The following is a 13436-nucleotide window of genomic DNA, read 5'->3' as shown; positions in this document are numbered from 1 at the left end:
CGAGCGACGCACGCCCGCTTGCCGCAGCCGCCGTCAGGCGTAATCCGCGATAGGCACGCAAGAGCAGAACAGATTGCGGTCGCCGTAAGCATTGTCAGCGCGGCCGACGGGCGGCCAGTACTTGCGCGTCACGAGCGACGGCAGCGGGTAGGCCGCCGCCTCGCGCGAGTACGCATGCGGCCACTCGTTGGCCGTCACGACCGCCGCCGTATGCGGCGCATGCTTGAGCGGGTTGTCCTCGCGATCGGCACGCCCTTGTTCGACGGCGCGAATCTCCTCGCGAATCGCGATCATCGCCTCGATGAAGCGGTCGAGCTCCTCCTTCGATTCGGACTCGGTCGGCTCGACCATCAGCGTGCCCGGCACCGGGAAGCTCATCGTCGGCGCATGGAAGCCATAGTCGGCCAAACGCTTGGCGACGTCGTCGACGGAAATCCCGCTCGCGTCCTTGATCGGGCGCAGGTCGAGGATGCACTCGTGCGCGACGAGCCCGCCGGGGCCCGAGTACAGCACCGGATAGTGCGACGCCAGGCATTTGGCGACGTAGTTCGCGTTCAGAATCGCCACTTCCGTCGCCGCCGTCAGGTTCTTCGCGCCCATCATCGCGACATACATCCACGAGATCGGCAAAATCGACGCCGAGCCGTACGGCGCGGCCGAGACGGCACCGATACCGTTCTCGGCGCGACGATAGCCCGATGAAGTCTGGTTCGGCAGGAACTGCGCCAGATGCGCGCCGACCGCGACCGGACCAACGCCAGGGCCGCCGCCGCCGTGCGGGATGCAGAACGTCTTGTGCAGGTTCAAGTGCGAAACGTCGCCGCCGAACTGCCCCGGCGCCGTGAGCCCGACCATCGCGTTCATGTTCGCGCCGTCGACATAGACTTGCCCGCCGTGGGCATGCACGATCTCGCAGATCTCGCGCACGTTCTGCTCGAACACGCCGTGTGTCGACGGGTAGGTGATCATGATCGCCGCGAGCCGCGCCGCATGCTCGGCCGCCTTCGCCTGCAAGTCTTCGATGTCGACGTTGCCCTGCTCGTCGCAGCCGACGACGACGACTTTCATCCCCGCCATATGCGCCGACGCCGGATTCGTGCCGTGCGCCGAAGCCGGAATCAGGCAGACGTCGCGATGGCCCTCGCCGCGTGCCGCGTGATAGGCGTGGATGATCAAGAGGCCCGCGTACTCGCCTTGCGAGCCCGCGTTCGGCTGCAGCGAAACGGCCGCGTAGCCCGTGGCCGCGACGAGCATCTGTTCGAGCTGATCGATCATTTCGCGGTAGCCGACCGTCTGCTCGGCCGGCGCGAACGGGTGGATCTGCGAAAACTCGGGCCACGTGACAGGTAGCATCTCCGAGGTCGCGTTCAGCTTCATCGTGCACGAGCCGAGCGGAATCATCGAGCGGTCGAGCGCAAGATCCTTGTCGGCCAGGCTGCGCAGATAGCGCAGCATCTCCGTTTCCGAATGGTGACGGTTGAAGACGTGGTGCGTGAGGTAGGCGCTCGTGCGCGCGAGCGCGGCGGGCAGCGCGGCCGAATCGCCGCCTTGGCCTTGCTCCTCGGCGCGCGTGAGCGCCGCATCGAGCGCGTCGACGTGCGGCACGTCGATCGCGCCGGCCGCATGCGCGAAGAGCGAGAGCAAATCGGCGAGATCGGCACGCTTGGTCGTCTCGTCCACCGAAACGCCGACCTGCGTATCGCTCACGCGGCGCAGATTGATGCGCATACGCTTGGCGGCATCGTGCGCAGCCGCCGTGCGCGAGCCCGTCTCGATCGTCAGCGTGTCGAAGAAGGTGTCGTTGGCAAGCGTGTAGCCGAGTTGCTTCACGCCGGCGGCAAGCAGCGCCGCCACGCGATGCACGCGCCGGGCGATCGATTTCAAACCATGAGGCCCGTGATAGACGGCGTACATGCTCGCCATGATCGCGAGCAGCGCTTGCGCCGTGCAAACGTTGGAAGTGGCCTTCTCGCGGCGAATGTGCTGCTCGCGCGTTTGCAGCGCGAGGCGCAGCGCGCTCTTGCCTTGCGCATCGACGGTCACGCCGACGAGCCGGCCCGGCATCTGCCGCTTGAATTCGTCGCGCACGGCCATGTACGCGGCATGCGGCCCGCCGAAGCCGATCGGCACGCCGAAACGTTGCGAAGTGCCGACCGCGACGTCGGCGCCCCACTCGCCCGGGGGCGTCAGCAGCGTGAGCGCGAGCAGATCGGCCGCGACGACGACATGGCCGCCCGCCGCATGCACGGCTTGCGCGAGCGCGCGGTAGTCGCGTACGTCGCCGTTCGCGCCCGGATATTGCAGCAGCACGCCGAACGCGCTCGCGCCGGCCGCGGCCTCCGCCGGACCGACCCGCACGTCGATGCCGATCGGCTCGGCGCGCGTGCGCACGACTTCGATCGTCTGCGGCAGCACGTCGTCAGCCACATAGAAAACGTTCGACTTCGATTTGCCGGCGCGCTGCAGCAGCGTCATCGCTTCGGCCGCGGCGGTTGCTTCGTCGAGCAGTGAGGCATTGGAGATTTCAAGCCCGGTCAAGTCGCCGATCATCTGCTGAAAGTTGAGCAGCGCCTCGAGCCGGCCTTGCGAGATTTCGGGTTGATACGGCGTATAGGCCGTGTACCACGCCGGATTCTCGAGCACGTTGCGCAAAATGACGGCCGGCGTGTGCGTGTTGTAATAACCCTGCCCGATGTAGGTGCGGAACACCTCGTTCTTGTCCGCGAGCTCGCGCAGCCGCGCGAGCGCCTCGGCCTCGCTGCGCGGCTGCTCGAACGGGCCGAGCGGTAGCGTGTCGGCGCGGCGGATCGCCCGTGGGATCACGGCATCGATCAGCGCGGCGCGCGACTCGAAACCGAGCGCCGCCAGCATCTTGTGCTGATCGGCGTCATCCGGGCCGATGTGCCGCTCGGCAAAAGCGTCATGCGCTTCGAGCGCGGCGAGCGAGAGAGGGGAGCGGTTCATCAGACGATCCGGATGTTCGAGCTTCATGATAGGGCAGCTTGTAGTACGCGGCTTGTAGTGCAACTTGGGGGGCGCGGCGGTTCGGGCTCAGGGCCGCAAAACGCGCCGCGCGGCAGGAAACGTAAGGAACGGCTCAGCCGACGAGCTTCTGATAGGCGGCGGCATCGAGCAGCTTGTCGACCGAGCCGGCGTCCGCGAGCTTCACCTTGAACAGCCAGCTTGCGTAGGCGTCCTCGTTGACGGCGTCGGGCGTGTCGACGATCGCATCGTTGACGGCGACGATCTCGCCCGAAACGGGTGAGTAGATGTCGGAGGCCGCCTTCACCGATTCGACGACGCCGATCGCATCGCCGGCCGCGATCGTCTTGCCGACCGAGGGCAGCTCGAGGAAAACGATGTCGCCGAGCGTCTCTTGCGCGTGGTCGGTGATGCCCACCGACACCGTGCCGTCAGCTTCGGTTCTGATCCACTCATGTTCCTCGGTGTATTTCAGATCGGCCGGGACGTTGCTCATTTGAAGCTCCTGGGGAAATAGGAAATGCGTTGAATTGAAAGCGTAAGGACCGAGACGCGCGCGGGGCCGCGCCTTCGATTTAGGCGACGAGCACCTTGCCGCCCCGCACGAACGGCAGTTTTACCACGCTTGCGGGCAGCGCCTTGTCCCGGATCTGAACCTGTACGCGCTCGCCGGGGCACACCCCCTTCGGCACGCGCGCGAATGCGATCGATTCCTGCATCGTCGGCGAGAACGTACCGCTCGTGATTTCGCCTTCGCCAAGCGGTGTCAGTACCTTTTGGTGCGCACGCAGCACGCCGCCGGCCTTGCCGTTTTCTTTTTGCAGGACGAGGCCGACGAACACGTACCGCGAGCCGTCGCGCTCGAGGGCGGCGCGGCCCACGAAATCGCGCGGGGCGGCCAGATCGACGGTCCAGGCAAGCCCGGCGTCGAGCGGGGATACGTCTTCGTCCATGTCCTGGCCGTACAGATTCATGCCCGCTTCGAGCCGCAGCGTATCGCGCGCGCCGAGCCCGCACGGATGCACGCCGGCCGCTTGCAGCGCTTGCCAGAGCGCGACGACCTGCGCCGCCGGCACAATGATTTCGAAGCCGTCCTCGCCGGTGTAGCCCGTGCGCGCAATCGTCAGCTCGCCGTACGGCGCAACGCTCACGCGCGCCGCGTTGAACGGCTTGAGCGCTTCGGTCGCCTCGCGCACAGCGGGCAGCACCTGCCAGACCTTCGCGCGCGCGTTCGGTCCCTGGGCGGCGACGATCGCGAGATCGCGACGCGGCGTGATGGCGAGGCCGAAGCCGCGCTCCTCGTTCAACCGCTTGAACCAGGCGATGTCCTTCTCGGCCGTGCCGGCATTGACGACGACGCGAAAGCAGTCGTCAGCGAAAAAGTAGACGATCAGATCGTCGATGACGCCACCGCGCTCGTTCAGCATGCACGAATAGAGGGCCCGGCCCGGCGTTTGCAGCTTGCCGACGTTGTTGGCGATCGCATACTCGAAAAACGCACGGGCGCGCGCGCCGGCGAAATCGACGACGCACATGTGCGAGACGTCGAACATCCCGGCATCGCCGCGTACGGCTTGGTGTTCGTCGATCTGCGAGCCGTAGTTGACGGGCATGTCCCAGCCGCCGAAATCGACCATGCGCGCATTGAGGGCACGGTGAGCGGCGTTGAGCGGGGTGTGTTTCAGTTCGGTCATGAAGGTCTCGGCACGCAAAGGTTCGCGAAAACAAAAAAGGGCCATGCCGATCGACGCGCGCGCGGCTCGATTGCCTGCGGCGAATACGGTGCATGCCCCCTCTGTCCTCGGTACCTGAGAGATTGCGCCGGCGGGACGAATACGTTTCCCGCTCGATGCGCGCGCCCCTTCGGTGGGCGACTTGCTCGCGCGTGCGGCCGCGGATTGCGGACTTCGGCGCACCGCTGCGAGCTATCGCCACTCTCCAGAGTGCGAAAAACCCAGCTCACGCGGGGCCTTTCGACGCGGTCGGTCCTTTTGCCTGAGAGTTTGTGGGTGTGCCCCTTCGGCGGCGTCGCCGGCGGGCCGAAAAACCCTACCGCGAGCGCGCTCTCCCGACGCGTGCGCGAAATTTACGCGAGCGTAATGGGGTTGTCAAATGCAGGGGTTGTCAAATGCCGGGGTTGTCAAATGCCGGGATTGCAAATGAAGGGGGTTGTCGACTGAACGTGCGATGCGCCTCAGCAGGCAGCGCCAAGACGAGCTAACTTACACATATGCGCGACGAACGACGAACGCACCGCTCGGTCCATCCTGAACGTCGATGGGAATAGCGGCGCGCGCAGCTCCGTCTAACGGAGCAACGTAGGCGATCGCGCCGGCAGCAACACAGAGGAGGAAAATCATGTCGAACCGAAACCGATTCTGCTGCACCGACCCCGACATCGGCCTGCTGGCCGCGGGTCGCGTGCGGTTCGCGTCGAGCGAGGCGCTCGAGCACGCGATGACGCCGCTGATCGAACGCGCGCGCACCGTGCCGACGGGCACCCTGGCCGACGTCTTCCGCGACGTCGATGCCGACGCGCTACTGTTCGTCGCGGCCTGGCGCGTGATTCGGTTCGAGGCGGCCGAGCGCACCGTCGTCGATGCGATCGCACACGCCATCGAACCGTTGCGCAGCGAGGCCACACCCGAATGGGTCGACGTCGCCGCGCCTGCCGGCGCATGGACGTCAGGACGCAGCGGGCCCGGCGAGTGCCTGGTGCTCCTGCGCCAACTGCTGGAAAAACCCGACGATGCGATACAGGCAAGCTGGATCGACAAGGTTCTGCTGGCGTTGAACAGCGATGCGGAGCCGCCCGACGGCTTGATCTCGGCCAACTTCTTCGCGACGCACGACGATGCCTCGGTACTCGCCTTCGCGCGCTGGATGAGCGCCGACGCCCATCGCGAGGCGCTCGCAAGCGGCCACTACGGACATGGGAACGTCGGCACATCGCAGCTCTGGCAAACGACGCGCGAACATCCGGGTATTCGCGCCGATCACGAGGTGTGCCGGTACGTAAGGGTGTCGTAGCGCGTGCACGGGCGAGCACGTAACCCGATCATGGGACGTATGGCCCCAAGAACCGAACCCGCTATGGCGCGACGATGTACACACATGGATTTACATCACCCGAATGATAGCCTATAGTACATACGTCGTACACACATCCGACGTCGAGGTTCTAGATGCAGACCACCAGAGTTTTCAAAAACGGTAATTCCCAAGCCGTGCGTATCCCGGCCGAGCTGGCGTACGAGCGTAGCGACGTGGATCTCGAGATTGAGCGTATCGGAGACGAGTTGCGCATTCGCCCTGCTCGCCGGCCGCTTACGGGAGTGCTCAAGAAATTCGCGAAATTCGGCCCGGATTTCATGGCCGAAGGGCGCGGCGATCATGAACAGGCTGAACGCGAGGGCTTGTGATGCCGCGCTATATGCTCGACACGAACATGTGCATTTACCTCATGAAGAATCAGCCGGAGCAGATCGCGAACCGATTTGCGCAGTGCTATGTGGGAGATGTCGTGATGTCCGCGATCACCTACGCGGAACTCGAATATGGTGTGGCCGCCTCGTCGAATCGAACGCGCGAGCGCCGGAACCTGGCCTCCCTGATCGAGGACATTCGCGTCGCTCCCTTCGATTCGGCCGCGGCCGCAGCGTACGGCCCCATTCGCGAAGCGACGCGCGAACGGAAAAAGGACCACCTCGATAAGCTCATCGCGGCCCACGCGGCCGCGCTCGACGTCGTGCTCGTGACCAACAACGAGCGCGATTTCGTCGATTACCCGGGTGTAAAGCTTGAAAACTGGGTCAACGGCTAACGAAGCACCCTCAGCCCAGCACCCCCACGCGATACTTCGTCACTTGCCGATACGGCTTGTCGGCGCGCGAGATCACGTCCTCGCGATCGGCCATGTTGATTTGATTCGGGAATCCTCCCGTTTCGAGGCACAGCCCCGCGTGGCTCGTATAGATCGACGAATTGCGCCCGCGCACGCCGTCGAGGTAGTTGCCGGTATAGAACTGCAAGCCGCGCTGATCCGTCGATACGGTCATCAAACGCCCGCTCGCCGGATCGTATAGGCGCGCAACCTCGCGCACGGGCCGCGCACCGCCGCTTGGCACGGCAACGTCCGCCCCGCGCAGCACGTAGCAATGATCGAAGCCGCGAGCGAGCGCGAGTTGCTCGTGCGGCCACTCGAGCCGCGCGCCGATCGGCGCCGCCTCGCGAAAGTCGAACGCATTGCCGGCTACCGCCGTGCGACCGATCGGAATCAACTCGGCATCGACCTCGAAAAACGCATCGGCATCGATCGAGAGGACATGTCCCTTGATGTCGGCCCCCGTCTGCGCCGCCAGATTGAAATAGCCGTGGCTCGTCAGATTGAGCGGCGTCGGCGCATCGGTGCTTGCGCGATAGTCGATCGTCAGTTCACCGTCGTCGTCGAGCGTATAGCGCACTTCCACATGCACGTTGCCCGGGAAGCCCGAGGCGCCCGCCGCCGAATCGAGCGCGAGCACGAGCACGCCGTCTTCCTCGCGCGCCTGCCAAATCGCACGATGAAAACCCGTCGTGCCGCCGTGAAGCAGATTCTCGCCCTCGTTGCGATCGACCGCATAGGTAACGCCGTCGAGCGCGAAGCGCGCACCCGCGATGCGATTGGCCCAGCGCCCGACGAGCGCGCCCATGTACGTTTTCGCTTCCCGGTAATCGGCGGGCGTATCGTGCCCGAGCATGATGTCGCCGAGCCGTCCCGCGCGATCGGGCGCGTGCCAGGAGACGAGCGTCGCGCCCAATTCGCTGACGGATACACGCATACCCTGCGCATTGCGCAACGTGAACAGATGAACCGTTTCGCCGCCGGGCAGCATGCCCCAAGGTTCGTGCGACAACTTAGCAGTACTGATCATGTGGTCGTGATGGTTACCGTTGCTGAAATTCGTTGAAAGGATGGGTTCGCTCAGCCTCGCTTGCGCCTGCTCAAACCGCTTCGCGCGCGCTGGCGCGCGCTTGATATTCGCGCGGCGTGCAGCCGAGTTCGCGACGAAACACAGCGTGCAAATACTGTACCGATTTGAAGCCGCAGCGCACGGCCACGTCGGCGCTCGATACGTCGCGCTTGACGAGCAAGGCTTTGGCCGCATCGAGCTTTTGCCGAAGAATCTCCTGATGCACGGTGCACTGCAACTCGCGCCGGAAATACTCTTCGAGCGACGAACGCGACACGCCAACGTAATCGGCGACCTGCTCCGTGCGGATGCCCTGGCACGCATACTGCCGAATGAAATGCCGCGCCCGCGCGACGTAAGGGCTCGCGAGCGGCTGATGCTTGGTCGAATCGAGCACGTTGATGCCGACGGGCGGCACGAGAATCCGTTGCCCCGGAAAACGCGCGCCGCGCAGCATTTGATGCAGTAAATGCGCGGCCGTGCGCCCCATCTCCTCCGTGCCTTGAATCACCGACGACAGCGGAATACGCGTCAACGTGCGCGTGAGCGGATCGTTGTCGATGCCGATGATGGCCACGTCCTCGGGCACCGGAATGCCCGCGATCAGGCAGGCTTGCAAGAGGTGCCGGGCCCGCGCATCCGTTACCGCGATGATGCCCACCGGTTTGGGCAACGCATCGAGCCACCGCGTCAATTGCTCGGTCGCTTGATTCCAGGTCGGCGCACTCGTCGACAGCCCGCGATAGATCTCCGCGTCGATCTGCTCGCGCGTGCGCCCATCCGCCTCGCGCAAGCGCGCGAACGCGAGTTCGCGCTGATAAGCCCAACGGTGTTCGTCCGAAAGCGGCAAGCTGTAGAGCGCGAAGTGCCGCAGCCCCGCGCCGATCAAATGCGTATGGGCGAGCGAGACGAGCTTGCGATTGTCGGTGGCGATGTACGGCACGTTGTCCGGATAGTGGGACGGGTCCTCGAACGACGAACCGACGGCAACGACGGGCAGCGGGCACTGCGCCAGCGCTTCGCAGACGGCAGGATCGTCGAAGTCGGCAATGATGCCGTCGCCGTCGAAGCGATCGATGCCGGCGAGCCGGCAGCGAAAATCCTCTTCGAGAAAGAGATTCCAGCCCACGCGCGTGGAAAGCAGATATTGGCCGACGCCCGTGATGATCTCGCGGTCGTAGACCTTGTTCGCATTGAACAGCAGCGCGATGCGATGCGCCTTCTGCGGGGCGGGCGGCCTCGTCATCGCCGCGGCCTTGCGAGGCTGCGCGCGGCAGATGCGGCGTCGAGCATGGGTTCGTCTCCTCTTGGTCGTCGTTCTCGATGTGTTCCGCGATTCTAGGCGCGAATGGCGCTCGTGCGCGAGCCCGGGTACGCATCGGCAAGAAACGTTAATGCCGATGCGCAATTTCGCAATTGTGGCCGGCATGGCGGCGCTGGCACCATGGCCGCACTTCGACGACCGGCCGCACCGAACGCCGGCGTCCCCCAAGGCAACCGCATTGCGGCTGCGCGAGTCGCCGCGCACACGCCGCGTCATCGGCAAATCAGGCGACGTCCAATATATAAGACAGGAGTGAGACATGGCATTCGCAAAGCGTCGTTCTATCTTAGGCTCGTTCCTCGCGGGCGCAGTCCTCGCGAGCATCTCGCTCGTGGCGCCGCTCGCTCACGCGAGCAAGGCGCATCCGGTCATCGGCTTTTGCATCGACGATCTTCGCGTCGAGCGCTGGGCGCGCGACCGCGATTACTTCGTTGCCGCGGCGCAAAACCTCGGGGCGACCGTCTCGGTGCAGTCGGCCGACGCCAGCGAAGAGCGTCAGATTTCGCAAATCGAAAACCTGATTTCGCGCGGCGTCGACGTGATCGTCATCGTGCCGTTCAATTCCAAGACGCTCGGCAATGTCGTCGCCGAAGCGAAAAAGGCCGGCATCAAGGTCATCTCCTACGACCGCCTGATCCTCGATGCCGACGTCGACGCCTACATCTCGTTCGACAACGAGAAGGTCGGCGAACTGCAAGCGCAGGGCGTCTACGATGCGAAGCCCAAGGGCAACTACTTCCTGCTCGGCGGCTCGCCCACCGACAACAACGCCAAGATGCTGCGCGAAGGCCAGCTCAAGGTGCTGCAGCCGGCCATCGACCGCGGCGACATCAAGGTCGTGGGCCAGCAGTGGGTGCCGGAGTGGAGCGCCTCGACGGCGCTGCGCATCACGGAAGACGCGCTGACGGCCAACAACAACAAGATCGACGCCATCGTCGCATCGAACGACGGCACGGCCGGCGGCGCGATTCAAGCGCTCGCGGCGCAGAACCTCGCGGGCAAGGTGCCCATCTCGGGGCAGGACGCCGATCTCGCGGCAGTCAAGCGCGTCATCGCCGGCACGCAGACGATGACGGTCTACAAGCCGATCAAGCTGATCGCGACCGAAGCGGCCAAGCTCGCCGTGGATCTTGCGCAGGGCCGCAAGCCGGCGTTCAACGCGCAGTACGACAACGGCAAGAAGAAGGTCGATACCGTGTTGCTGCAGCCGACGCTGCTGACCAAGAAGAACGTCGACATCGTGGTCAAGGACGGCTTCTATACGCAACAGCAGCTCTCGAGTCGATAACGCGCAATCCTAAGCGATAACGAGCGGACCGAAGCGCGGCGCCCTTCCCGGGCAGCCGCGCCGCCCCCGAGCATCGCAACGGAACGAGAAGGAACGAGACGTATGACGCAAACAGAACCGTTGCTGTCGCTCAAGGGAATCGTCAAAACGTTTTCGGGCGTCAAAGCGCTCGATGGCATCGATCTATCGGTCCGCCCCGGAGAATGCCTCGGCCTATGCGGCGAGAACGGCGCGGGCAAATCGACGTTGATGAAGATCGTCTCGGGCGTCTATCCGCACGGCACCTGGGACGGCGAGATCGTCTGGGACGGCGCCCCCCTCAAAGCATCGAACGTGCGCGACACCGAGCGCGCCGGCATCGTCATCATCCATCAGGAGTTGATGCTCGTGCCCGAATTGTCGGTGGCCGAGAACATCTTCCTCGGCAACGAGATCACGCTGCCCGGCGGACGCATGAACTATGCGGCGATGCACCAGCGCGCCGACGCGCTGCTACGCGAACTCGGCATCGAAGGCATCCACGTCGCGCAACCGGTGATGAACTTCGGCGGCGGCCATCGGCAGTTGATCGAAATCGCCAAGGCGTTGAACAAGCAAGCACGGCTCTTGATCCTCGACGAGCCGTCGTCGTCGCTGACGGCGGCCGAGACGCGCATCCTGCTCGACATCGTGCGCGACCTCAAACGGCGCGGCGTCGCCTGCATCTATATCTCGCACAAGCTCGACGAGGTCGAAGCCGTCTGCGATACCGTCACCGTGATTCGTGACGGGCGGCACGTGGAAACGGCGCCGCTTGCCGCGATGCCGGGCCCGCGCATCGTCGCCCTGATGGTCGGGCGCGAGATCACGAACCTCTTTCCGCGCGAGCCGCACGAGATCGGCGAGATCGTGCTCGAAGCGCGCAACGTCAGTTGTTTCGACGTGACGAACCCACGCCGCAAGCGCGTCGACGACGTTTCGTTCAGCGTGCGTCGCGGCGAAATTCTCGGCGTGGCCGGGCTCGTCGGGTCCGGGCGCACCGAACTCATGCAGGCGATCTTCGGCGCCTACCCTGGCGCGTGCCACGCGACGGTGGCCGTCGACGGCAAGCACGTGGCCATCCGCGCGCCCGGCGATGCGATTCGCGCCGGCATCGGCATGGTGCCCGAAGACCGCAAGGCGCACGGCATCGTGCCCGACCTCGGCGTAGGCCAGAACATCACGCTCGCGGTGCTGCGGCGCTTCGTCAAGCGCGGTGCGATCGATACGGCGGCCGAACTCGACACGATTCACAAGTCGATGAAGCGGCTTTCGGTGCGCGCCGCCCACCCGCTGCTGCCGATCGCGCATCTGTCGGGCGGCAATCAACAAAAGGCCGTGCTCACGCGCGTGCTGCTGACCGAGCCGAAGGTGCTGATCCTCGACGAACCGACGCGCGGCGTCGACGTCGGCGCGAAGTACGAGATCTACAAGCTCATCTTCGCGCTCGCCAAGCAAGGCATGGCGATTATCGTCGTGTCCTCGGAGCTGCCCGAGGTGCTCGGTCTCGCCGACCGCGTCCTCGTCATGGGCGAGGGCGAACTGCGCGGCGATTTCGCGAACGACGGCCTCACGCAAGAAACCATTCTCACGGCCGCCATCGAACCGGCGCACCGGGCCGCGGCCTCCCATCCCAACGAAACGGCTTCCGTATGACACCGGACATTTCCTCCGCCCGCCCGGCAAGCAACGCCGCGCAAGCCGGCGCCGATCGCATCCGCCAATGGTTCGCGCGCTACAAGATCCTGGCGCTGCTGTTCGCCGTCGCGCTGATTTGGCTGTTCTTCACCGTGCTCACGCACGGCGCGTTCGCGACGCCGCGCAATCTGTCGAACCTGCTTCGGCAGATGGCGATCAGCGGCATGCTCGCCTGCGGCATGGTGTTCGTCATCATCGCCGGCGAAATCGATCTGTCGGTCGGCTCGCTGCTGGGGCTGCTCGGCGGCGTCGCGGCCATCCTCGACGCCAATCACGGCTGGCCGATCGAAGCAACGATTCCCGTCGTGCTCGTACTCGGCGTGGCGGCCGGCTTGTTCAACGGCTGGCTCTCGACTTACGGGCGCGTGCCCTCGTTCATCGTCGGCCTCGGCGGCATGCTCGCCTATCGCGGCGTGCTGCTCGGCATCACGGGCGGCTCCACGATCGCACCCGTCTCAGACCGCTTCGTCTTCCTTGGCCAAGGCTATCTGCCGCGCCTGGCCGGCAACGCGCTCGCGCTGTTGCTGTTCGCCGTGCTCGCCTTCGTGACGGCACGCCAGCGCAGCAACCGGCGCCGCTACGCGCTGCCCGTGCCGGCGCTCTGGCAAGACGCCGTGAAGATCGTCGGCGCCGGCGCGATCATCCTCGCGTTCGTGGCGACGCTCGACGGCTACGGCGGCATCCCCGTGCCGGTGCTGCTCGTGCTGCTCTTGCTCGGCATCTTCACCTGGGTGGCGACGCAAACCGTGTTCGGCCGCCGCATCTACTCGGTCGGCTCGAATCTCGAAGCCACGCGCCTATCGGGCGTCGACACGAACCGTGTCAAGCTCGCGATCTTCGCGCTAATGGGGCTCATGTGCGCGTTCGCCGGCATCGTCGATACGGCGCGGCTCGCGGCCGGCTCGCCGTCGGCCGGCAATATGGGCGAGCTCGACGCGATCGCCGCCTGTTTCATCGGCGGCACGTCGATGCGCGGCGGGTCCGGCACCGTCTACGGCGCGCTCATCGGCGCGCTCGTCATGGCAAGCCTCGACAACGGCATGTCGATGCTCGACGTCGATGCCTACTGGCAAATGATCGCCAAAGGCGCGATCCTAGTCGTCGCGGTCTGGATCGACGTCGTTTCGCGCACGAACCGGCGCTGACACCGCCGCTCCTATTGCGATGCAACACG

11 protein-coding genes and 2 riboswitches are annotated in these 13436 nt (G+C 65.2%); of the genes, 6 read left to right on the top strand and 5 right to left on the bottom strand.

Annotation, left to right across the window (positions count from 1 at the left end):
- Window positions 1-33 precede the first annotated feature (33 nt).
- The 3 genes from gcvP to gcvT form a co-directional block, all read right to left on the bottom strand.
- Window positions 34-2991 (bottom strand): aminomethyl-transferring glycine dehydrogenase, encoded by a 2958-nt coding sequence (gcvP, locus tag J3485_RS00175; protein WP_206950620.1) that lies wholly within the window; start codon window positions 2989-2991, stop codon window positions 34-36.
- Window positions 2992-3097: 106 nt separating this feature from the next.
- The gene (gcvH, locus tag J3485_RS00170) at window positions 3098-3478 is read right to left on the bottom strand and encodes a glycine cleavage system protein GcvH (RefSeq protein ID WP_206950619.1); all 381 of its coding nucleotides are present in this window, start codon (window positions 3476-3478) and stop codon (window positions 3098-3100) included.
- 79 nt (window positions 3479-3557) lie between these two features.
- Entirely contained in the window at window positions 3558-4676 is a 1119-nt protein-coding gene (gcvT, locus tag J3485_RS00165) for a glycine cleavage system aminomethyltransferase GcvT (protein WP_206950618.1), read from the bottom strand.
- Window positions 4677-4767: 91 nt separating this feature from the next.
- Window positions 4768-4934, bottom strand: a riboswitch (glycine riboswitch).
- A 20-nt stretch (window positions 4935-4954) separates the two neighbouring features.
- Window positions 4955-5063, bottom strand: a riboswitch (glycine riboswitch).
- A gap of 277 nt (window positions 5064-5340) precedes the next feature.
- Between gcvT and J3485_RS00160 the strand changes: the two genes are divergently transcribed.
- The 3 genes from J3485_RS00160 to J3485_RS00150 all read left to right on the top strand — a co-directional run bounded on the left by J3485_RS00160 (window position 5341) and on the right by J3485_RS00150 (window position 6805).
- Entirely contained in the window at window positions 5341-6012 is a 672-nt protein-coding gene (locus J3485_RS00160; protein ID WP_206950617.1) for a hypothetical protein, read from the top strand.
- Between the two features lie 155 nt (window positions 6013-6167).
- Complete coding sequence (gene vapB, locus J3485_RS00155) at window positions 6168-6404, top strand: type II toxin-antitoxin system VapB family antitoxin (protein WP_206950616.1); 237 nt, start codon at window positions 6168-6170, stop codon at window positions 6402-6404.
- On the top strand, window positions 6404-6805 hold the full coding sequence (locus J3485_RS00150; RefSeq protein WP_206950615.1) for a type II toxin-antitoxin system VapC family toxin: 402 nt from the start codon (window positions 6404-6406) through the stop codon (window positions 6803-6805). The genes vapB and J3485_RS00150 overlap by 1 nt, the downstream gene beginning before the upstream one ends.
- A 10-nt stretch (window positions 6806-6815) precedes the next feature.
- Here J3485_RS00150 and J3485_RS00145 read toward each other — a convergent pair whose 3' ends face one another.
- Together J3485_RS00145 and J3485_RS00140 are read right to left on the bottom strand one after the other, a co-directional pair.
- Complete coding sequence (locus tag J3485_RS00145) at window positions 6816-7895, bottom strand: aldose epimerase family protein (RefSeq protein ID WP_206950614.1); 1080 nt, start codon at window positions 7893-7895, stop codon at window positions 6816-6818.
- A gap of 70 nt (window positions 7896-7965) precedes the next feature.
- Window positions 7966-9180: a XylR family transcriptional regulator gene (locus J3485_RS00140; protein WP_206950613.1), complete on the bottom strand. Its 1215-nt coding sequence runs from the start codon at window positions 9178-9180 to the stop codon at window positions 7966-7968.
- A 337-nt stretch (window positions 9181-9517) separates the two neighbouring features.
- On the opposite strand from J3485_RS00140, the gene xylF reads away from it, so the two are divergent.
- The 3 genes from xylF (at window position 9518) to J3485_RS00125 (ending at window position 13407) form a co-directional block, all read left to right on the top strand.
- Window positions 9518-10546: a D-xylose ABC transporter substrate-binding protein gene (xylF, locus tag J3485_RS00135; RefSeq protein WP_206950612.1), complete on the top strand. Its 1029-nt coding sequence runs from the start codon at window positions 9518-9520 to the stop codon at window positions 10544-10546.
- A 102-nt stretch (window positions 10547-10648) separates the two neighbouring features.
- Window positions 10649-12220, top strand: coding sequence for a D-xylose ABC transporter ATP-binding protein (xylG, locus tag J3485_RS00130; RefSeq protein WP_206950611.1), 1572 nt, complete (start codon window positions 10649-10651; stop codon window positions 12218-12220).
- A complete protein-coding gene (locus J3485_RS00125; protein WP_206950610.1) occupies window positions 12217-13407 on the top strand; it encodes a sugar ABC transporter permease in 1191 nt (396 codons plus the stop codon). The genes xylG and J3485_RS00125 overlap by 4 nt, the downstream gene beginning before the upstream one ends.
- Window positions 13408-13436: the final 29 nt, after the last annotated feature.

It is taken from the genome of Trinickia acidisoli (assembly GCF_017315725.1).
GTDB lineage: Bacteria > Pseudomonadota > Gammaproteobacteria > Burkholderiales > Burkholderiaceae > Trinickia > Trinickia acidisoli.
Note: the sequence above shows the minus strand (reverse complement) of the source record. Positions and strands in the feature narration are given on the sequence as shown.

Coding starts and splice junctions, on each gene's coding strand:
- vapB (WP_206950616.1), top strand. CDS start 6,168: ATGCAGACCACCAGAGTTTTCAAAAACGGTAATTCCCAAGCCGTGCGT.
- J3485_RS00160 (WP_206950617.1), top strand. CDS start 5,341: ATGTCGAACCGAAACCGATTCTGCTGCACCGACCCCGACATCGGCCTG.
- J3485_RS00140 (WP_206950613.1), bottom strand. CDS start 9,180: ATGACGAGGCCGCCCGCCCCGCAGAAGGCGCATCGCATCGCGCTGCTG.
- gcvT (WP_206950618.1), bottom strand. CDS start 4,676: ATGACCGAACTGAAACACACCCCGCTCAACGCCGCTCACCGTGCCCTC.
- xylG (WP_206950611.1), top strand. CDS start 10,649: ATGACGCAAACAGAACCGTTGCTGTCGCTCAAGGGAATCGTCAAAACG.
- gcvP (WP_206950620.1), bottom strand. CDS start 2,991: ATGAAGCTCGAACATCCGGATCGTCTGATGAACCGCTCCCCTCTCTCG.
- J3485_RS00150 (WP_206950615.1), top strand. CDS start 6,404: ATGCCGCGCTATATGCTCGACACGAACATGTGCATTTACCTCATGAAG.
- xylF (WP_206950612.1), top strand. CDS start 9,518: ATGGCATTCGCAAAGCGTCGTTCTATCTTAGGCTCGTTCCTCGCGGGC.
- gcvH (WP_206950619.1), bottom strand. CDS start 3,478: ATGAGCAACGTCCCGGCCGATCTGAAATACACCGAGGAACATGAGTGG.
- J3485_RS00145 (WP_206950614.1), bottom strand. CDS start 7,895: ATGATCAGTACTGCTAAGTTGTCGCACGAACCTTGGGGCATGCTGCCC.
- J3485_RS00125 (WP_206950610.1), top strand. CDS start 12,217: ATGACACCGGACATTTCCTCCGCCCGCCCGGCAAGCAACGCCGCGCAA.